This window comes from Mesorhizobium loti (genome assembly GCF_013170705.1).
Taxonomy (GTDB): domain Bacteria; phylum Pseudomonadota; class Alphaproteobacteria; order Rhizobiales; family Rhizobiaceae; genus Mesorhizobium; species Mesorhizobium loti_D.
Genome location: NZ_CP033334.1, coordinates 5,179,772 through 5,197,280, shown reverse-complemented (window position 1 = coordinate 5,197,280; position 17,509 = coordinate 5,179,772). Strand labels below are relative to the sequence as shown.

At 62.8% G+C, this 17,509-nt stretch carries 21 protein-coding genes; 8 read left to right on the top strand and 13 right to left on the bottom strand.

The genetic code is table 11. The features are described 5' to 3' along the window. The first annotated feature begins 115 nt into the window (after positions 1–115). Positions 116–1,303 (top strand): glycine C-acetyltransferase, encoded by a 1,188-nt coding sequence (locus EB815_RS25660; RefSeq protein ID WP_056562806.1) that lies wholly within the window; start codon positions 116–118, stop codon positions 1,301–1,303. Positions 1,304–1,355: 52 nt separating this feature from the next. Further along, positions 1,356–2,390 carry an L-threonine 3-dehydrogenase gene (gene tdh / locus EB815_RS25655; protein ID WP_056562803.1) on the top strand — a complete coding sequence of 345 codons (1,035 nt, stop codon included), beginning with the start codon at positions 1,356–1,358 and terminating at the stop codon, positions 2,388–2,390. Between the two features lie 31 nt (positions 2,391–2,421). On the opposite strand, the gene EB815_RS25650 is transcribed toward tdh, so the two are convergent. The 4 genes from EB815_RS25650 to EB815_RS25635 form a co-directional block, all read right to left on the bottom strand. After that, the gene (locus EB815_RS25650; RefSeq protein WP_056562801.1) at positions 2,422–3,066 is read right to left on the bottom strand and encodes a CDP-alcohol phosphatidyltransferase family protein; all 645 of its coding nucleotides are present in this window, start codon (positions 3,064–3,066) and stop codon (positions 2,422–2,424) included. A gap of 7 nt (positions 3,067–3,073) precedes the next feature. Then, positions 3,074–4,024: a phosphatidate cytidylyltransferase gene (locus tag EB815_RS25645; protein WP_056562798.1), complete on the bottom strand. Its 951-nt coding sequence runs from the start codon at positions 4,022–4,024 to the stop codon at positions 3,074–3,076. Next, complete coding sequence (locus tag EB815_RS25640) at positions 4,021–4,659, bottom strand: lysophospholipid acyltransferase family protein (RefSeq protein ID WP_056562791.1); 639 nt, start codon at positions 4,657–4,659, stop codon at positions 4,021–4,023. Before EB815_RS25640 ends, EB815_RS25645 begins: the two co-directional genes overlap by 4 nt. A gap of 151 nt (positions 4,660–4,810) precedes the next feature. Continuing rightward, positions 4,811–5,254 carry a MarR family winged helix-turn-helix transcriptional regulator gene (locus EB815_RS25635; protein WP_056562788.1) on the bottom strand — a complete coding sequence of 148 codons (444 nt, stop codon included), beginning with the start codon at positions 5,252–5,254 and terminating at the stop codon, positions 4,811–4,813. 114 nt (positions 5,255–5,368) lie between these two features. Between EB815_RS25635 and hmgA the strand changes: the two genes are divergently transcribed. The 4 genes from hmgA to EB815_RS25615 are packed head-to-tail and all read left to right on the top strand — an operon-like array spanning position 5,369 to position 9,149. Then, the gene (hmgA, locus tag EB815_RS25630) at positions 5,369–6,682 is read left to right on the top strand and encodes a homogentisate 1,2-dioxygenase (RefSeq protein ID WP_056562785.1); all 1,314 of its coding nucleotides are present in this window, start codon (positions 5,369–5,371) and stop codon (positions 6,680–6,682) included. Between the two features lie 11 nt (positions 6,683–6,693). Then, positions 6,694–7,581 carry an MBL fold metallo-hydrolase gene (locus tag EB815_RS25625; RefSeq protein WP_056565459.1) on the top strand — a complete coding sequence of 296 codons (888 nt, stop codon included), beginning with the start codon at positions 6,694–6,696 and terminating at the stop codon, positions 7,579–7,581. Beyond that, the gene (locus EB815_RS25620; RefSeq protein ID WP_056562782.1) at positions 7,578–8,591 is read left to right on the top strand and encodes a fumarylacetoacetate hydrolase family protein; all 1,014 of its coding nucleotides are present in this window, start codon (positions 7,578–7,580) and stop codon (positions 8,589–8,591) included. The genes EB815_RS25625 and EB815_RS25620 overlap by 4 nt, the downstream gene beginning before the upstream one ends. A gap of 21 nt (positions 8,592–8,612) precedes the next feature. Then, the gene (locus EB815_RS25615; protein ID WP_056562779.1) at positions 8,613–9,149 is read left to right on the top strand and encodes a DinB family protein; all 537 of its coding nucleotides are present in this window, start codon (positions 8,613–8,615) and stop codon (positions 9,147–9,149) included. A 15-nt stretch (positions 9,150–9,164) separates the two neighbouring features. Here EB815_RS25615 and EB815_RS25610 read toward each other — a convergent pair whose 3' ends face one another. From EB815_RS25610 to hppD, 3 genes are all read right to left on the bottom strand, one after another. Further along, on the bottom strand, positions 9,165–9,542 hold the full coding sequence (locus tag EB815_RS25610) for a type II toxin-antitoxin system VapC family toxin (protein ID WP_056562776.1): 378 nt from the start codon (positions 9,540–9,542) through the stop codon (positions 9,165–9,167). Continuing rightward, a complete protein-coding gene (locus EB815_RS25605; RefSeq protein WP_056565456.1) occupies positions 9,539–9,763 on the bottom strand; it encodes a type II toxin-antitoxin system Phd/YefM family antitoxin in 225 nt (74 codons plus the stop codon). The genes EB815_RS25610 and EB815_RS25605 overlap by 4 nt, the downstream gene beginning before the upstream one ends. Before the next feature lie 70 nt (positions 9,764–9,833). Next, a complete protein-coding gene (gene hppD / locus EB815_RS25600; RefSeq protein WP_056562773.1) occupies positions 9,834–10,949 on the bottom strand; it encodes a 4-hydroxyphenylpyruvate dioxygenase in 1,116 nt (371 codons plus the stop codon). Between the two features lie 138 nt (positions 10,950–11,087). Here hppD and EB815_RS25595 point away from each other — a divergent pair, with 138 nt between their 5' ends. Continuing rightward, entirely contained in the window at positions 11,088–11,555 is a 468-nt protein-coding gene (locus tag EB815_RS25595) for an Lrp/AsnC family transcriptional regulator (RefSeq protein ID WP_032933331.1), read from the top strand. Here the strand turns inward: EB815_RS25595 and EB815_RS25590 are convergent. The 4 genes from EB815_RS25590 to aztA all read right to left on the bottom strand — a co-directional run bounded on the left by EB815_RS25590 (position 11,552) and on the right by aztA (position 14,789). Beyond that, on the bottom strand, positions 11,552–11,890 hold the full coding sequence (locus tag EB815_RS25590) for a TIGR01244 family sulfur transferase (RefSeq protein WP_056562770.1): 339 nt from the start codon (positions 11,888–11,890) through the stop codon (positions 11,552–11,554). The genes EB815_RS25595 and EB815_RS25590 overlap by 4 nt on opposite strands. 244 nt (positions 11,891–12,134) lie before the next feature. Further along, positions 12,135–13,076 carry a zinc ABC transporter substrate-binding protein AztC gene (aztC, locus tag EB815_RS25585; RefSeq protein WP_056562767.1) on the bottom strand — a complete coding sequence of 314 codons (942 nt, stop codon included), beginning with the start codon at positions 13,074–13,076 and terminating at the stop codon, positions 12,135–12,137. Between the two features lie 28 nt (positions 13,077–13,104). After that, positions 13,105–13,980 carry a zinc ABC transporter permease AztB gene (gene aztB, locus EB815_RS25580; RefSeq protein WP_056562764.1) on the bottom strand — a complete coding sequence of 292 codons (876 nt, stop codon included), beginning with the start codon at positions 13,978–13,980 and terminating at the stop codon, positions 13,105–13,107. Beyond that, a complete protein-coding gene (gene aztA, locus EB815_RS25575) occupies positions 13,980–14,789 on the bottom strand; it encodes a zinc ABC transporter ATP-binding protein AztA (RefSeq protein ID WP_056562760.1) in 810 nt (269 codons plus the stop codon). The genes aztB and aztA overlap by 1 nt, the downstream gene beginning before the upstream one ends. 216 nt (positions 14,790–15,005) lie before the next feature. Between aztA and EB815_RS25570 the strand changes: the two genes are divergently transcribed. Then, a complete protein-coding gene (locus tag EB815_RS25570; RefSeq protein WP_056562755.1) occupies positions 15,006–15,350 on the top strand; it encodes a RidA family protein in 345 nt (114 codons plus the stop codon). A gap of 46 nt (positions 15,351–15,396) precedes the next feature. Here the strand turns inward: EB815_RS25570 and hutC are convergent, their stop codons facing one another. Further along, a complete protein-coding gene (hutC, locus tag EB815_RS25565) occupies positions 15,397–16,143 on the bottom strand; it encodes a histidine utilization repressor (RefSeq protein ID WP_056562754.1) in 747 nt (248 codons plus the stop codon). Positions 16,144–16,149: 6 nt separating this feature from the next. Continuing rightward, positions 16,150–17,505: a formimidoylglutamate deiminase gene (locus tag EB815_RS25560; protein WP_056562749.1), complete on the bottom strand. Its 1,356-nt coding sequence runs from the start codon at positions 17,503–17,505 to the stop codon at positions 16,150–16,152. Positions 17,506–17,509 lie beyond the last annotated feature (4 nt).

Below are 17,509 nucleotides of genomic sequence, written 5' to 3'. Positions count from 1 at the left end.
GCGATGCCAGTCGCGCCCCGGTTGATGCTGTCCGACCACCCGACCCGGTCGCTTTTGCGATGGATTTTTTGCGCAAGCGGGACGACAGTCTGCGCACGTCAAACGAGGCCTGATCATGACCGCAGCATTTCTCTCCCATATCGACAATGAGCTTGCAGGGCTGAAATCAGCCGGGCTCTACAAATCAGAGCGGGTGATTTCCTCGATGCAGTCGGCGCAGATCGAGGTCGGCGGCGAGAAAGTGCTGAACTTCTGCGCCAACAACTATCTCGGCCTTGCCGACAGCGCCGACCTGCGAAAGGCGGCTACGCAGGCGCTTGATCGCTACGGCTACGGCATGGCCTCGGTGCGCTTCATCTGCGGCACGCAGGAGGAACACAAGCAGCTCGAGGCGACGATTTCCTCCTTCCTCGGCCTGGAAGACACCATCCTCTACGGCTCCTGTTTCGACGCCAATGGCGGACTGTTCGAGACGCTGCTTGGAGAGGAAGACGCGATCATTTCGGATGCGCTGAACCACGCCTCGATCATCGATGGCGTCAGGCTGTCCAAGGCCAAGCGCTTCCGCTACGCCAACAACGACATGGCCGATCTCGAAGCGCGATTGAAGGAGGCGAAGGATTGCCGCTTCCGACTGATCGCCACCGACGGCGTGTTCTCGATGGACGGCATCATCGCCAACCTGAAAGGCGTCTGCGACCTTGCCGACAAATACGATGCGATGGTCATGGTCGACGACAGCCATGCGGTCGGCTTCGTCGGCAAGAATGGCCGCGGCTCGGCCGAGCACTGCGGCGTCGAAGGCAGGGTCGACATCATCACCGGCACGCTGGGCAAGGCGCTCGGCGGCGCTTCCGGTGGCTACACCTCCAGCAAGAGCCAGGTGGTCGACTGGCTGCGCCAGCGCTCGCGGCCCTATCTCTTTTCCAACACGCTTATGCCGGCGATCGCCGGCGCCTCGATCAAGGTGTTCGACCTGATCCGCAATGGCGACGCCTTGCGCGAACGCCTATATGCCAATGCGGCGCGGTTCAGGTCGCAGATGGGCAAGCTCGGCTTCACGCTGGCCGGTGCCGATCATCCGATCATTCCGGTGATGCTGGGCGAGGCGACATTGGCGCAGGAAATGGCGGCACGCATGTTGAAGCGCGGCATCTATGTCATCGGCTTCTCGTTCCCCGTGGTGCCGAAGGGCCAGGCGCGAATCCGCACCCAGATGTCGGCGGCGCATTCCAGCGCCCACATCGACCGCGCGGTGGAGGCGTTCGGCGCGGTCGGCAGGGAACTGGGCGTGATTTCCTGAGCGGCCGGCGCCGAAAAGCGATTCCGGATCAAGAGATTCAAGGGACAAGAGAATGTCGAACATGATGAAGGCGCTGGTGAAGGCCAAGGCCGAACCGGGCATCTGGATGGAAGAAGTGCCGGTGCCGGAGATCGGCCCCAATGATGTGCTGATCAAGGTCAAGAAGACGGCGATCTGCGGCACCGACGTTCATATCTACAATTGGGACCAGTGGGCGCAGAAGACGGTGCCGGTGCCGATGGTGACCGGCCATGAATTCGTCGGCACCGTCGCCGATTTCGGCGCGGCCGTCACCGAATACAAGGTCGGCCAGCGTGTCTCGGGCGAAGGCCACATCGTCTGCGGCCATTGCCGCAACTGCCGTGCGGGCAGGGGGCATCTGTGCCGCAACACGCTCGGTGTCGGCGTCAACCGGCCAGGCGCTTTCGGCGAGTATCTGGCGATCCCGCAGCATAATGTCGTTCCGATCCCCGATGACGTGCCGGACGAGGTCGCGGCGATCTTCGATCCGCTGGGCAATGCCGTCCACACGGCATTGTCCTTCGATCTGGTCGGCGAGGATGTGCTGGTCACCGGCGCCGGGCCGATCGGCATCATGGGCGCGCTGGTTGCGCAATGCGTCGGTGCGCGAAAGGTGGTCATCACCGACATCAACCCGGTTCGGCTGGCGCTGGCGAAAAAGCTGGGCGTCCAGCATGTCGTCGACGCCTCGAAGCAAAAGCTGCGCGACGTCATGCCGGCGCTCGGCATGACCGAGGGTTTTGACGTCGGCCTCGAAATGTCGGGCGCCGCCCCGGCCTTCCGCGACATGATCGACACCATGAACAATGGCGGCAAGATTGCCATCCTGGGCATTGCGCCCACCGGCTTCGAGATCGACTGGAACAAGGTCATCTTCAAGATGCTGCATCTCAAGGGCATCTACGGCCGCGAGATGTTCGAGACCTGGTACAAGATGATCGCGCTGGTGCAGGGTCCGCTCGATGTCTCGGGACTGATCACGCACCGCATCGGCATCGACGATTTCCAGGCAGGCTTCGATGCGATGAGGAGCGGCAGTTCGGGCAAGGTCGTGATGGACTGGTAGACGCGTCCGGCGAGCGCAGCCAGGAAAGGCCTCAGGGGCGCTCGCTTCTCAACCAACGCACTTGTCGCCATGCGCGGCGCAGCGCGGTTGCGGCGGAGCCGATCGCGATGATGGCAAGCGCGAGTGTCAGGATTTCGTTGCGGCCATGCCAGAGGAATTCCACTGATGACAGCAGCGCAGCGATGGTTGCAACCGCCATGCGATGCGGTTTGGCCATCGGGCCGGAGAAATCGCTCGGTGCTTCATTGGCCCGCCCGAGTTCCCGCACATAGGCGGTGAGAACCGAAAAACAGGCGGCTGCCCAGCCAAGGCCAGGCATGGCGATGCCGTAGCCTATGCCCACCATGATGGCGATGTCGGCGATCCTGTCCGGGAACTCGTTCCAGAACGGCCCATCGGCCGACGCCTTGCCGCCTTCGACGGCGACCATGCCGTCGAAAAGGTTGCACAGTAGGCGTAGTTGGCAGAACAGCGCGGCACCAGGCAACAACAGCAGACGCGCCATGCCGTCGCTCTGCCCGCCAAGCCAGAAGGCGGCGCCGGCCAGCGCGCCGGCGAGGATGCTGGCCTGCGAAATCTGGTTGGGGGTCACCGAGAGTGCGGCGAGACGTCTGGCCGCCGCCTGTGCCCAGCGCGTGTCGCGGCTTGCAAGGGGTCTGCGGTCGCCTGTGTTCATGACTGCCTCATCCCGGCGACCAGAAGTAACGCGTGAGGTGGAAGAAGATCGGAGCGGAGAACACCACCGAATCCAGCCGATCGATCAGGCCCCCGTGGCCGTCTATCAGATGGCCCCAATCCTTCACGCCGCGGTCGCGTTTGATGGCGGACATCACGAGGCCGCCGAAAAAACCCATCAACGTGATCAGGAAGGCCATTGCGCCGGCCTGGAGCGGAGAGAACGGCGTGATCCACCACAGGCCAGCGCCGACGAGGCTGGCGCAGGCGATGCCGCCGACGAACCCTTCAACAGTCTTGGACGGCGAAAGCCTTGGTGCGATCTTCGTACGCCCGATCATCTTGCCCCAGATATATTGCAGCACATCGCTCAACTGAACGACGATGACAAGGAAGGCTATCAAAAGCACATTGCGGCCCTCGTAGCCGGGAATGTGCAACGTCAGAAGAGCCGGCACGTGCGAGGCGCAGAAGACGCAGATCATTAGCGCCCATTGCACCTCCGCGATTCGGACCAGGAAGTGCTGTGTGTCGCCTCGCACCGCCGAGATGATGGGCATCAACAGGAAGGCGTAGACCGGAATGAAAACGGAAAAGATTTCGTAGTCCTCGATCCAGAGCAGGACATACTGCAACGGCAGCACGACGAAAAACGCGGTGGCCAGCGCCCAGTGGTCGGCACGCCGCGTATTGGTCAGCGTCACGAACTCGCGAAGGGCTGCGAAGGAGCAGAAGCCGAAGAGGAGCAGAACGCCGATGCGCCCAGCGACGAATGCGATGGCGATGAGGATCGCCATCACCCACCAGGCATTGATGCGGGCGTTGAGGTTCTCGATGGCCGGGTTTGAGCCCTCTGGCGACAAGCGTCGCTCCAGGATCTGGCCGACGAAAGAGGCCGCAAGCAGGATCCCGAAGACGCCGAGCACGAGAACCATCATGTCGAATTGGGTCGAGCTCATTCCGCTACCTTTTTCGGCGCCAGCGCGAGTAGCGCCTCCCGTGCCCGCTCGAGAAACGTATCCTTGTCCTCGCCATCAACCAGATGCATTGGCTCGCCGAACGTCACCGTGCAGATCAGCGGTATGGGAACGAACTCTCCCTTCGGCATCACCCGGTTGAGATTGGCGATCCACACCGGCACCAGTTCGAAGTCCGGATGCAATGCCGCCAAATGGAACAGGCCGGATTTGAAAGGCTGCAAGGACGCATCGGACTGGTTGCGCGTGCCTTCCGGGAAGAGGATCAGCGAAGAGCCTTCCTTCATCGCTTCCCCCATGCTCTCGACAGGATCCATCGTGCGTGCGTCGCGATTGCGATCGATCAGGACTGCGTTGAAAACGTCGCGCCCGATGAAGCTTCGGAGTTTTGATTTCAGCCAGTAGTCGGCACCCGCTACGGGACGGACCCGTCGACGCAGGCGCGGCGGCAGAACAGCCCAGATCAGGATGAAATCACCATGGCTGGAGTGGTTGGCAAAGAAGATCGAGCGACGGCGAGGCAGCCTGCCTTCGTGCCAGAACGGCCGCACGGCGGTGATGGCACGCGCAAACAGCAGGACGATCACCGCCACCGGCTTGGCAATCAGCGACTTCATCCATCCCCCAATTCGCTCATGGATCATCCGCCAGCTGACATGCAGGCGCAGAAAATCCGCTACCGGACAAGCAGGGACCGCGAGACCCGTGGCTGCCTGAACGCGCGACCCCTTCGCGGCGACCGTCTTATATCTCCTCCGGCGACGGCGGCTATCTCCTATCCAATGCGGTTTCCAGCGACAAGACGCCCTTTACGATGGAAGTCCGTTCGTCGGCGCTCAACTGGGCCAGCAGCGCCTGCTCGAACGCCTTCGCCAACGGTACCATCTCACGATAGGCGGCAAGGCCCGCTTTGGTAAGCCTCAAATGCTCGACACGGCGATCGTTCTCATCAGGTGTCCGGATGAGCCAGCGCCGCCTTTCAAGCTCGGCCACCGCGCGTGACACCTTGGTCTTGTGCATGGCCGACTGCTCGCCGAGCTCCGTCGCGGTCATCGTCCCGCGCTGGCCAAGTCCGGAGAGCGTTCGCCATTCCGGCCGTGTCAGCCCGTGACTGTCCTTGTATATCCGCGAGAATTCGCGGCTGACCGCATCGGCAAGACGATACAGCCGGTAGGGCAGGAAGCTTTCGAGCTCCAGGATCTCCGGGTCCATGGTTCATTTCCCTAAGCGCCATGGTGGCATTGATAGTTACATTTTCGATGGTTACAAATGAAACCAGTTTGGTCAATCCGGCTGGCGCCTGCCGGATGCGCAAGGGAGGAAGCGATGGCCTTTTCCTACATGCCGGGCTTCGGCAACGATTTCGAGACCGAGACCTTGCCGGGGTCGCTCCCGCAGGGGCGGAACTCCCCGCAGCGGCCGGCCTACGGCCTTTACGCCGAACAGCTTTCCGGTTCGCCCTTCACCGCGCCGCGCGGCACCAATGAGCGGTCCTGGCTCTATCGCATCCGGCCGAGCGTCAAGCACACCGACCGCTTCAAGGCGGCGAGCTATCCCCTGTGGAAGACCGCTCCCAATGTCGGTGACCACGAACTGGCGCTTGGCCAGTATCGCTGGAACCCGGTACCAATGCCGAAGGAACCGACCGATTTTATTCAAGGCATGCGCAGCATGACCACGGCAGGCGATGTGCTCGGGCAGACAGGCATGGCGGCCCACGTCTATGTCGCCAACACATCGATGGTCGACGATCATTTCTTCAATGCCGACGGTGAGTTGCTGGTCGTGCCGCAGGTCGGCGCCTTGCGCTTCGTCACCGAAATGGGCGTCATCGAGCTTCGGCCCGGCGAGATCGCCGTTTTGCCGCGCGGCCTAGTCTTCAAGGTCGAATTGGTCGACAGTCAAGTACGCGGCTATGTCTGCGAGAACTACGGCGCCAAGCTGACCTTGCCCGATCGGGGCCCGATCGGCGCCAATTGCCTGGCCAACCCGCGCGATTTCAAGACGCCCTTTGCCTGGTTCGAGGAGAAGGAGACGCCGTGCCGGCTGATCGTGAAATGGTGCGGCAATTTCCATGTCACCGAGATCGGCCATTCGCCGCTCGACGTCGTCGCCTGGCATGGCAACTACGCGCCCTACAAATATGATCTGGCGACGTTTTCGCCGGTCGGCGCCATCCTGTTCGACCACCCCGATCCGTCGATCTTCACCGTGCTGACCGCGCCGAGCGGCGAGGAAGGCACGGCCAATATCGACTTCGTCATCTTCCCGCCGCGATGGCTGGTGGCAGAGGATACGTTCCGGCCGCCATGGTACCACCGCAACATCATGAGCGAGTTCATGGGCCTGATCCATGGCCAGTACGATGCCAAGGAAGAAGGCTTTGTTCCCGGTGGCATCAGCCTGCACAATCTGATGCTGGCCCATGGCCCGGATGCCCCTGGCTTCGAAAAAGCCTCGCGCGCGGATCTGAAACCGGTCAAGCTCGACAACACCATGGCCTTCATGTTCGAGACCCGCTTCCCGCAGATGCTGACCCGCTATGGCGCCGAACTGGAAACCCGCCAGGACAACTACATCGATTGCTGGGCAGACCTGAAGAAGCGTTTTAATGGCACGCCGGAGGGCGACTGGTCTTGAGCCGCAAGCCAATGCCGGATCGGTTGGTGCTGCTGGGCTCCAAGGGCGGCCCGGCGCTGCGGCCAGGCGGGCCGTGGCCGAGTTCGTCACTGCTTGAGATCGGGGGGCGAACCATCGTCGTCGATTGCGGACTTGGCGTGACGCGGGGGCTGGTCGATGCCGGCATCAGCCTTAAGGCGCTCGACCTGATCTTCATCACGCATCTGCATTCCGATCATGTGCTGGAACTGGGGCCGCTGATCCACACCGCCTGGACGGCGGGGCTGGCGACGCCGATCAGCGTGTTTGGTCCGCCCGGCACCGGCCACTACTGGCGGCGCTTTTGCCAGGCGATGGAATTCGACATCGAGATCCGCATCGTCGACGAGGGCCGGCCCGACATTCGCGAATTGGTTTCGATCGACGAGTTCGGCGAGGGCCAGGTGGTCGAGCAAGGTGGCCTGAAGGTCACGGCGCTGCGTGTCGACCATCCGCCGGTTACAGACTGTTTTGCCCTGCGCGTCGAGCATGGCGGGAAAAACGTAGTCTTTTCCGCCGATACGGCCTTCTTTCCACCGCTCGCCGATTTCGCCAAGGGTGCCGACCTTCTCGTCCATGAAGCCATGCTGCAGGAAGGCATCGAGCGGCTGGTCGCCAGAACCGGCAATGGCGCCCGGCTCAAGGAACATCTGCTCGCCAGCCACAGCTTTGCCGAGGAAGCCGGGCGCATCGCCAGCGATGCCGGCGTCAAGAGGCTGGTGCTCAACCACCTCATCCCCGCCGACGATCCCGAGATCGGCGAGGCGGACTGGCTTGCCGCTGTCAGGAATACATGGGCCGGCGACTTGACGATCGCCCGCGACGGCCTTGTTGTGGGGTTAAGCGGCGCCAAGGCTGCACAAGGAGAGGAAACCGCATGAAGCTTGCCACATTGAAGGACGGGACGCGCGACGGGAAACTCGTCGTCGTCTCGCGCGACCTGACGCAGTACACCGATGCCTCGTTCCTGGCGCGCACGCTGCAGGCCGCACTCGACGACTGGCGCAGGATCTCGCCGCATCTGGCGACCATAGCGGAATCTCTGGAGAACAACGCCGTGCCGTCCGCGCGCTTTCACGAGCACGACGCACTTTCGCCGCTGCCGCGCGCCTATCAGTGGGCTGACGGCTCGGCCTATGTGAACCATGTCGAACTGGTGCGGAAGGCGCGTGGCGTCGAGATGCCGGCAAGCTTCTGGACCGATCCGCTGATCTACCAGGGCGGCTCGGACTCCTTCATCGGGCCGCGCGATCCGATCCGCATGACCGACGAAGCCTTCGGTATCGACATGGAGGCGGAGGTCGCCGTCATCGTTGATGACGTGCCGATGGGCGCAAGCCCCGATGAAGCGCACGCCGCCATCCGGCTGGTCATGCTGGTCAACGATGTCACCCTGCGCGCGCTCACCGGGCCGGAACTGGCCAAGGGTTTCGGATTCTTCCAGTCGAAACCGTCCTCGGCCTTTTCACCCGTGGCGGTGACGCCGGACGAGCTGGGCGATGCCTGGGATGGCGGCAAGGTCAGCCTGCCGCTTCTTGCCGATCTCAACGGCAAGCCGTTCGGCCGCGCCAATGCCGGCGTCGACATGACATTCGATTTCCCGGCCCTTATCGCGCACGCCGCGAAGACGCGGCCACTTGTCGCCGGCACGATCATCGGCTCGGGCACGGTTTCAAACAAGCTCGACGGCGGACCGGGCAAGCCGGTGTCGGCGGGCGGCGCCGGCTATTCCTGCATCGCCGAATTGCGCATGATCGAGACCATTGCGTCAGGCGAGCCCAAGACGCCGTTCCTGCGCTTCGGTGACACGGTGCGGATCGAGATGAAGGACAAGGCCGGACATTCGATCTTCGGCGCCATCGAGCAGAAGGTCGAGAAATACGAGGGGTAGGGGCTAAGAGAGGTTTCAGCGATGAATCTTCTGGATCATCTGCGCCGCATGGCCGGGAACAATCTCTGGTCTAACGACCGGCTCTATCGCGCCGTGCTGGCGCTCAAGCCCGGTGAGTTCGAGGCCGAGCGCACCAGCTTTTTCCCGTCGATCAAGGCGACGCTCAACCATGTCCTTGCGGTCGACTATCTCTATCTCGATTTTCTCGAAGAGGGTGGCGTCGGTGCCGCAGCCCATGATGATTTTGTGCCTCTCGACGAGCCCCATGCGTTGTTTGCCGCGCAGATCGCGGCCGACCGGCGTCTGATCGCCTTCTGCGACGGCCTGTCGGAGGCCGATCTCGACCGCCGCGTGATCACCGACCGGCGTGAGGACGGCATGATCCCCGAGCGCATCGGCGATATCCTTGCCCATGTCTTCCTGCACGATATCCACCATCGCGGTCAGGTGCACGCAATGCTGTCCGGCACCTCGGTTGCGCCGCCGCAGCTGGACGAGTTTTTGCTCGATTATGACATCAAGCTGAGGAAGGCGGAGGTCGAGCAGCTGGGATTGTGAGCCGGTTTTCGCCTATCAGGCCAGAGCGACGCCGTAACGGGCGAAATGCGGGTCAGATGTTAGGATGGTCAGGTTCTCCACCTGCGCCTGCGCGATCAGCAGTCTGTCGAACGGATCACCATGGTGGTGGGGTAGGCCGCTGACGGTATTCGCATGATGCAAAGTTACGGCGAGCGGCTGAAATCGCATCCTTGGAAGCAGCGTTGGCAGATCGTCCGGCGCATCGAGTTTTCCGATCGAACGTTTGATGGCGATTTCCCACACGCTTGCCGCGCTGGCGAACACCACGACGTCCGAAGCCAGGATAGCGCGGTGCTGTTCGCTGAGACGTCGGTCGTCCGAAATCGACCAGAGGATGATATGGGTGTCGGCGAGATACTGGCCGACCGTCATTTCACGTACTCGTCCCATTCGGGGCCGAGTTCGTCAAAATCGTCCGCAATCCAGATCTTGCCCTTCAAGGCGCCGATACGCGGCAGCGTTTCGATGGCCGCCGGTGGTACAATGCGCGCGGCCACTTTGCCGTGGCGTGTAAGTATGATCTCCTCGCCGGCTTCAGCGCGGCTGACGAGTTCAGACAATTTAGCCTTGGCCTCGGCGATGGAAACATTCATAGCGCGATCCTTTATGACCATAATTTAGGTCATAATTGATCGCGCCGCAAGAAGTTCGGTTCGAGGCAGCCTACGCCGCCTTGCCGTCGACCCTGATCACGCCGCGCTTGATTTGGTCCTGCTCGATCGATTCGAACAGCGCGCGGAAATTGCCTTCGCCAAAGCCTTCGTCACCCTTGCGCTGGATGAACTCGAAGAAGATCGGCCCGATCACCGTCTTCGAAAAGATCTGCAGCAGGATCTTGGTCATGCCGCCGTCCACCACGCCTTCGCCGTCGATCAGGATACCGTGCTTCTTCATCCGTTCGATCGGCTCGTCATGGCCGTTCACCCTGGCATACGACATGTCGTAATAGGTTTCCGGTGGGCCTGGCATGAACTTCAGCCCGTTGGCGGCGAGCTTGTCTGTGGCGGCGTAGATCTCGTCGGTGCCGACCGCGATGTGCTGGATGCCTTCGCCATTGTACTTCTTCAGGTACTCGGCGATCTGGCTGGTCTCGTCCTTGGATTCGTTGAGCGGAATGCGGATCTTGCCGCAGGGCGAGGTGATGGCCCGGCTGACCAGGCCGGTGATCTTGCCGTCAATGTCGAAGAAATGGATCTGCTTGAAGCCGAACAGATTGCGGTAGAAATCCCACCATTTGTCCATCTGGCCGCGATAGACATTGTGGGTCAGGTGGTCGAGGAAATAGAAGCCGACGCCTTGCGGCCGCGGGTCGCGCGCGCCGAGCCATTCAAACTCGGCATCGTAAGCCGAGCCCTTTTTGCCGTAGGCGTCGATGAAATAGAGCAGCGAACCGCCGATACCTATGATTGCCGGCACGTCGAGCGCCTTGTCGTCACCTTCGTAAGGCGTGGCGCCCTTCGAGACGGCGTGGTCGAAAGCGTGCTTGGCGTCGACCACGCGCCAGGCCATCGAGGCGGCGCAGGGCCCATGCTTGTCGGCGAATTTCATCGCATGCGAGCCCAGCTCGGCATTGACGACATAGTTGATGTCGCCCTGGCGCCAGACGGTGATGTCTTTCGTGCGATGCTTGGCCACCGTCACATAACCCATGCGGGTAAACAGCTCGGCCAGCTTCTGCGGCTCCGGATGCGCGAATTCGACGAACTCGAAACCATCGGTGCCGGCAGGGTTTTCCTTGCTGATCTTGGCGGGCGGGGCATCGTGCGGGAAGGGACCCATGGTATTCCTCCGGAAGCTGGCTCGGCCTGAAACGGCCATCTGACGCCATCATAGCGCGGAGCCGGCGCATGGTGCTTGCATTCAAACGCTTGAAATGGTCATCTCATGCGTGAAGCATGCATGTTGAAAGACAAAACCATGGATGAGACGCGCATTGATCAATTTGATCGCAAGATAATGGCGCTTCTGCAAGGTGATGCGCGGCTGACCAACAATGATCTCTCGGAGCGGGTGAACCTGTCGGCATCACAATGCTCGCGCCGTCGCCAGCGGCTCGAGGAAGACGGCTATATCAAGGGCTATCGGGCGGTGCTCGACCGCGACAAGCTCGGCTTCTCGCTGGTCAACGTCATTTCCGTGACCCTGGCAACCCACAACCGCGACAACGCCCGGCGCTTCGGCGAACTGGTGGCGCGGCTGCCGGAAGTGCAGGAGGCGCACGCGCTGACCGGCGAGATGGACTATATCCTGAAGGTGGTGACGCCTGACCTGAAGTCGCTGTCTGAATTCGTCAACGGCGTGCTCCTGCCGCACGAATCCGTGCAGCATGTGAAGACGGCGATCGTGCTGGAGACGCTCAAGGAAACCGGCGCGCTGCCGATTTAACCCTTCGACTGCTGGATCAGCCCATAAAGGTTGGTGCAACGCGCGCCGGAGCGGCAATAGGCGAACACCGGGCCTTCCAATTCATCCAGTGCTTCGGCCTGGTCCTCGACATTCTCGGCGGTGATCTGGCCGCTGATCACTGGAATGTAGCGGAAGGCGAGGCCCGCGGCTTCGACCGCCGCCTTGAGCGTGTCGGCCGAAGGCTGGCCGGGCTGTTCGTCATCCGGCCGGTTGCAGATGACGCTCTTGAAGCCGGCGGCCTTGATGGCCGCGACGTCTTCGGGCTGGATCTGGCCCGAGACCGAATAGTCTTCGCTGATCTCGCGGTATTCCATGGCATCATCCTCGCAATCTGGTTTGTCGGGAGTCTTGCCACTCCCCGACGTGGCCGGCAATCCGCGCCGATAGAAATCATTCAACTGAGATAGACGCATCCAGCGGAGAATCCAACTCAAGCGGCCCAGGCCGGGAACGGATCGGGCGGCCCGTTCCACAGCTCGGGCCGGAAGTCGTCGGCTTCAACCACAGATCAGCAACAAAAGGCGGAGACTGGCTCCACCTTTCCGAGCATGGCGCTCCTCAGCTGCCGAGGATGGCGCCTTTGATCTGGCGGATGTTGTTGTGCATCATGTCGATATAGGTCGAGCCCGGGCCATCGGGCCGCGACAGCGCATCCGAATAGAGCGTGCCACCCACCTTGATGCCGGTCTCGCTGGCGATCTGCTCGATCAGGCGCGGGTTGGTGATGTTCTCGACGAAGATGGCCGCCGCCTTGTCCTGCTTCACCTGCTCGACCAGCTTGGCGACATCGGCGGCCGACGGCTCGGAATCGGTCGAAATGCCTTGCGGGGCAAGGAAGATCAGGCCGTATTCGTGTTCGAAATAGCCGAAGGCGTCATGCGAGGTGATAACGACGCGCTTCGCCTCGGGGATCGACTGGATCGCCGCCTTCACTTCGCCTTCCAGCGCATCGAGCTTCTTGGTGTAGGCGGCGGCATTGGTCTGGTAGCTGACGCAGCCCTCGCTGTCGGCCGCGCAGAAAGCCTCGGCGATGTTCTTCACATAGATCTTGGCATTGGCGATCGACTGGAAGGCGTGCGGATCGGTGACGGTCTTGCCGCCGCCCGTGCCGGCGCCTTCGGCCGCGTCGGCGTCGGCGAATTCAGGCTTGAAGTCGATCGGCGTCACGCCCTTGGTCAAGGTGACGATAGAGGCTTTGGTGGCGCTGGCATCGACCAGCCGCTGCAAAAAGCCTTCGAAATGCAGGCCGTTGACCAGCACGATGTCGGCCCTGGCCATGGCGACCGCGTCGGCCGGGCTCGGCTCATAGACATGGGCGTCGCCGTCCGGGCCGACGATGGTGGTGATGTCGACACGGTCGCCGCCGACATTCCTGGCGAAATCGGCGATGACGGTGAAGCTGGCGACCACTTTCAGCGGTGCCGCGAAGGCCGAAGAAGCGCTAAAGGCGGTTAATGTTATAACGCTCATCGCCAAGGCGGCACGGATCGATCTCAGCATGGACGGGTCTCCTTTCGAGGGGCGGGGGTCAGGCTGTTCTGTGACGGTGATGGATGATGCGGGCGCGCAGAATGCCGCGCGTGCCGAACAGGATCGATGCGAAATAGACGACGCCGGCCGACAGGATGATGGCCGGGCCGGACGGCAGCGAGGCGTGATAGGACAAAAGCAGCCCGGCAATGCAGGAGGCAAAGCCGATCAGCACGGCCAGCACGCACATCGGCTCGACGCGCACCGTCCAGAAGCGGGCGGCGGCCGCCGGCAGCATCATCAACCCGACGGACAACAAGGTGCCGAGCGCCTGGAAGCCGCCGACGAGGTTGAGCACGACCAGGCCAAGGAAGATGAAATGCACCGGGCTGCCCATGCGGCTGACCGAACGCAGGAACAGCGGATCGAGGCATTCGGCGACCAGTGCCCGCCAGAAGACGGCGAGACTGACCAAGGTTATCACGACGATGCCGCCGATCAGTGTCAGCGCTTCGTTGTTGAGCGCCAGCACGGTGCCGAACAGCACATGCATGAGATCGACGCTGGAGCCGCGGATCGAGACCATCAGCACGCCGATGGCGAGCGAGATCAGGTAGAAGGCCGCCATCGAGGCGTCCTCACGCTGGATGGTGAAGCGCGAGACGGCACCGGCGCCGAGCGCGACGATGATGCCTGCGATCAGCCCGCCAATGGTCATCGGCAGGATTTCGAGGCCGTAGAACAGGAAGCCGGCGGCCGCACCCGGCAGGATGGCGTGCGCCATGGCGTCACCGGACAGGCTCATGCGCCGCAGCATAAGGAAGACGCCGATCGGGCAGGCGCCGAGCGACAGCATCAGCGAGCCGAACAGCGCCCGCTGCATGAAGGCGAAATCGGCAAAGGGCGCGATGAAAAGACCATGGAGCGTGTCCATCAGGCAGCCCTCGGTCCGGCGCCGTGATGATGGTGGCCGTGATGATCGTGGCCATGCGCATTATCGTCGGTGTGGTCGTTCGGTTCGCACCACGGCGCGTTTTCTTCCCAGGCTTCATGAAAGCGGCGCGCGCGCAGCAGATTTTCCGGCTTCAGCGTCTCGCGCGTTTCGCCCCAGGCGATCGGCTGGCGGGCCAAAAGCAGGGTTTCCGGGAAATTCTGACGGACCAGATCGAGATCATGGACGACGACCATGATGGTGCGTTCTTCGCCATGCCAGCGCTTGATCAGGGCGATCAGGTCACCGACGGTCTTGGCATCGACGGCGTTGAACGGTTCGTCGAGCAGGATGAGGTCGGCGTCTTGCAACAGCACGCGGGCGAACAGCGTGCGCTGCAACTGGCCGCCCGACAGCGTGTCGATCGGGCGCTCTTCGAAGCCGCCGAGGCCGACCGCCATCAGCGCCTGGCTGACCGCCGCGCGATCTTCTGATGTGTAGCGGCCGAGCATGCCGCGCTTCGGCCAGAGCCCCAGCGAGACAAGGTCGACAACGCGCGCCGGGAAGGAGCGGTCGAGTTCTGATTGCTGGGGAAGGTAGGCGGCGCGCACGCCGGGTGCGCGAACAACCTCGCCGGCCATCGGCTTCAGCACGCCGACAATACCCTTCATCAGCGTCGATTTGCCGGATCCGTTGGCCCCGACCACGGCCGTCAGCGAGCCCTTGCGGATCACGCCGTCGAGGTGATGGATTGCCGGGTGGCTGTTGTAGCCCAGCGTCAGATCACGGAATGTCAGGCAGGTCTGGGTCATGTCGTTCCGTGGCGATGCCATGTCCGGCAGGGATGGCGGTTTGGATATGTGATGTTATTACATTAGTCAACAAGCCAATCGGGCGGAATTGCGAACGGCGGCTCAACTTGCCGTGAATCTCACTCTTGCTGGTCCAAGGGGAATTGGCCCGGCGGCCTTGCCCGAAGCGAACCGCAACTCTAAACAGTCGCCACCTGTAACAGGAAGGAACCTCCCATGAGCATTCGACGCATCGATGTTGGCCCGCGCATGAGCCAGATCGTGATTCACGGCAACACGGTCTATCTGGCCGGCCAGGTCGGCGAACCCGGCGGCAACGTCGCCTCGCAGACCCGTGATATTCTGGCGACCATCGACGAATTGCTGGCCAAGGCCGGCACCGACAAGACCAAGATCGTTCAGGCGATCATCTGGCTGGCCGACATGGGCACCTTCGCCGAGATGAATTCAGAATGGGACAAGTGGGTGCCGCAGGGCCACACCCCCGCCCGCGCCACCGGCGAAGCCAAGCTCGCGGGTCCGGAATATCTGGTCGAGATCATTATTACGGCGGCGATCTAAGCGCGGCGCCTGAACTGCCAATCTCCCCCCACGTGGGGGAGATCACTCACCCCTGCGAAGGCGTAAACCTCGCCACCAGCGTGTGGCTTTCCGCGGGATAGACAAACCGGACATGGGTGACCGGGTGTTCCGCGCTCCAGGTGCGGCGCTCGACCACAAGGCAGGGCGCGCCGGGATCGATGTCGAGCGCGTCGGCAATGGTCTCATCCGCGGCCATGGCGCGGATGCGGTGTTCGGCCTCGCTCCAGGGCACGCGGCCGATCAGCCAGGGCCCGGCGGCGATGTCCAGGAACTCTTCGTCCCCCGCTTCCGGAACAGCCGAAAGATTGATCAGACGCTGCTCGAGCGCGAACGGCCGCTCGCCGGCAAAATGCAGGCCTTCGACCCACAGCAATGGCCCTGCCGCGGACAGCCCCAGCAGCGCTCTGTCCTCCGCGTTGCCGCGCCGCTTCAGGCGCTCCAGCCGTTCGTAGCGATAGGGCAGGCCGAGCGCTTCGACCTCGATCCTGATGTCGTGAAGTTCCAGCACCGCCGCCTGCGACTGCGGCTGGCGTACAAAACTGCCGGAACGGCGGCGGCGCTCGATCAGGCCGGCCTTTGCCAACTGCGACAGCGCCTTGTTCACAGTCATGCGCGAGCATTTGTATTCGGCGGTCAGCTCGTGCTCGAACGGGATACGGTGACCGGGCGCCCAGGCCCCGGACAGGATTCTTTCGCGGATATCGGAGAGGATGCGCTGGTGCAGCGAGACGGTCTCGCTGTCCTCGATCTCTGTCGTTTCGGCCATGCTCATCTTGGATCAGCCCTCGGACAGCGCCGTCATCACCTTGCGGAATCGCTCGCCTACCACGTCTCGCTTCAGATGCCTGCCGCCGCTGACCTGTTTCTGCCCATGCACCCAGACGCAATCGACCTTGCTGCCATTGGCGAAGATCCAGGCGTCGAGGATGGCGTCACCGGACTTGCCGGCCAGTGAGGGGGTCTTGGCATCGAGCGAGACGAGATCGGCGGCCGCGCCGACGGCGATCCGCGAGGCACCGGCACCGAGCGCGACGCCGCCGCCCTCGAGCGCCGCGTCGAACAGCGCCCGCCCGGTCGAGCCACCGGCCACCGCGAGCACGTTGCGGGCGCGATGCGCCAGGCGCTGCGAATATTCGAGCTGCCGCAATTCGTCGGGCAGGCCGACCAGCACGTTGGAATCGGAGCCGACACCGAAACGGCCGCCATGCTCCCTGAACAGCGGCGCCGCGAACGTCCCGTCGCCGAGATTGGCCTCGGTGATCGGGCAAAGACCGGCGATGGCGCCGCTCCTGGCCATGCCTGTGGTTTCGGTATCGGTCATGTGGGTGGCATGGATCAGGCACCAGCGCTGGTCGACATCGGCATGGCCAAGCAGGAATTCGACCGGGCGTGCGCCGGACCAGGCAAGGCAGTCCTCGACTTCCTTGACCTGTTCGGCGACGTGGATGTGGATCGGCCCATTTGGAGCCAAGGCAGCGACCTGGGCCAGTTCTCCGGGCGTCGCGGCGCGCAGGCTGTGCGGCGCCACACCGACGACGGCTTGATTCAACGCGCGAACCGATTCGCTAGACTTCTCAACAAGCCGGGAGAACCGATTCACATCGTTGATAAATCGGCGCTGGCCTTCATTTGGTGCGGCGCCGCCGAAGGAGGAGTGCGCGTAAAACACCGGCAGCAGCGTCAGGCCGATGCCGGTTTCGCCAGCCGCGGCCGCGATGCGCTCGGCCATCTCGGCGAGATTGGCATAGGGTTTCCCGTCGCGGTCGTGATGCAGATAATGGAATTCGCCGACGCGGCAAAAACCGGCCTCGAGCATCTCGACATAAAGCTGAGCGGCAACCGCCTCGACCTGGTCCGGCGTCATCGACAGTGCGAAACGGTACATCACCTCGCGCCAGCTCCAGAAACTGTCGGCGGAGGGGCCGCGAAGCTCGGCAAGACCAGCCATGCCGCGCTGGAATGCGTGGCTGTGCAGATTGGGCATGCCGGGCAACAGGATGGAGTGGCGCTCGTCGCCCACTGACGCGGTGGCTCCGGACGCAACGGCCGCGATGCGTCCGCCGGAGCAGGTGACCCGCACATTGTTGTGCCAGCCATTGGGAAGAAGCGCCTGTTCCGCAAAGATGTCAGTCACTTTT

Excerpts from the sequence above, each read along its gene's own strand:
- EB815_RS25660 (WP_056562806.1), top strand. The coding sequence starts at position 116 with ATGACCGCAGCATTTCTCTCCCATATCGACAATGAGCTTGCAGGGCTG.
- tdh (WP_056562803.1), top strand. The coding sequence starts at position 1,356 with ATGTCGAACATGATGAAGGCGCTGGTGAAGGCCAAGGCCGAACCGGGC.
- EB815_RS25650 (WP_056562801.1), bottom strand. The coding sequence starts at position 3,066 with ATGAACACAGGCGACCGCAGACCCCTTGCAAGCCGCGACACGCGCTGG.
- EB815_RS25645 (WP_056562798.1), bottom strand. The coding sequence starts at position 4,024 with ATGAGCTCGACCCAATTCGACATGATGGTTCTCGTGCTCGGCGTCTTC.
- EB815_RS25640 (WP_056562791.1), bottom strand. The coding sequence starts at position 4,659 with ATGAAGTCGCTGATTGCCAAGCCGGTGGCGGTGATCGTCCTGCTGTTT.
- EB815_RS25635 (WP_056562788.1), bottom strand. The coding sequence starts at position 5,254 with ATGGACCCGGAGATCCTGGAGCTCGAAAGCTTCCTGCCCTACCGGCTG.
- hmgA (WP_056562785.1), top strand. The coding sequence starts at position 5,369 with ATGGCCTTTTCCTACATGCCGGGCTTCGGCAACGATTTCGAGACCGAG.
- EB815_RS25625 (WP_056565459.1), top strand. The coding sequence starts at position 6,694 with ATGCCGGATCGGTTGGTGCTGCTGGGCTCCAAGGGCGGCCCGGCGCTG.
- EB815_RS25620 (WP_056562782.1), top strand. The coding sequence starts at position 7,578 with ATGAAGCTTGCCACATTGAAGGACGGGACGCGCGACGGGAAACTCGTC.
- EB815_RS25615 (WP_056562779.1), top strand. The coding sequence starts at position 8,613 with ATGAATCTTCTGGATCATCTGCGCCGCATGGCCGGGAACAATCTCTGG.
- EB815_RS25610 (WP_056562776.1), bottom strand. The coding sequence starts at position 9,542 with ATGACGGTCGGCCAGTATCTCGCCGACACCCATATCATCCTCTGGTCG.
- EB815_RS25605 (WP_056565456.1), bottom strand. The coding sequence starts at position 9,763 with ATGAATGTTTCCATCGCCGAGGCCAAGGCTAAATTGTCTGAACTCGTC.
- hppD (WP_056562773.1), bottom strand. The coding sequence starts at position 10,949 with ATGGGTCCCTTCCCGCACGATGCCCCGCCCGCCAAGATCAGCAAGGAA.
- EB815_RS25595 (WP_032933331.1), top strand. The coding sequence starts at position 11,088 with ATGGATGAGACGCGCATTGATCAATTTGATCGCAAGATAATGGCGCTT.
- EB815_RS25590 (WP_056562770.1), bottom strand. The coding sequence starts at position 11,890 with ATGGAATACCGCGAGATCAGCGAAGACTATTCGGTCTCGGGCCAGATC.
- aztC (WP_056562767.1), bottom strand. The coding sequence starts at position 13,076 with ATGCTGAGATCGATCCGTGCCGCCTTGGCGATGAGCGTTATAACATTA.
- aztB (WP_056562764.1), bottom strand. The coding sequence starts at position 13,980 with ATGGACACGCTCCATGGTCTTTTCATCGCGCCCTTTGCCGATTTCGCC.
- aztA (WP_056562760.1), bottom strand. The coding sequence starts at position 14,789 with ATGACCCAGACCTGCCTGACATTCCGTGATCTGACGCTGGGCTACAAC.
- EB815_RS25570 (WP_056562755.1), top strand. The coding sequence starts at position 15,006 with ATGAGCATTCGACGCATCGATGTTGGCCCGCGCATGAGCCAGATCGTG.
- hutC (WP_056562754.1), bottom strand. The coding sequence starts at position 16,143 with ATGAGCATGGCCGAAACGACAGAGATCGAGGACAGCGAGACCGTCTCG.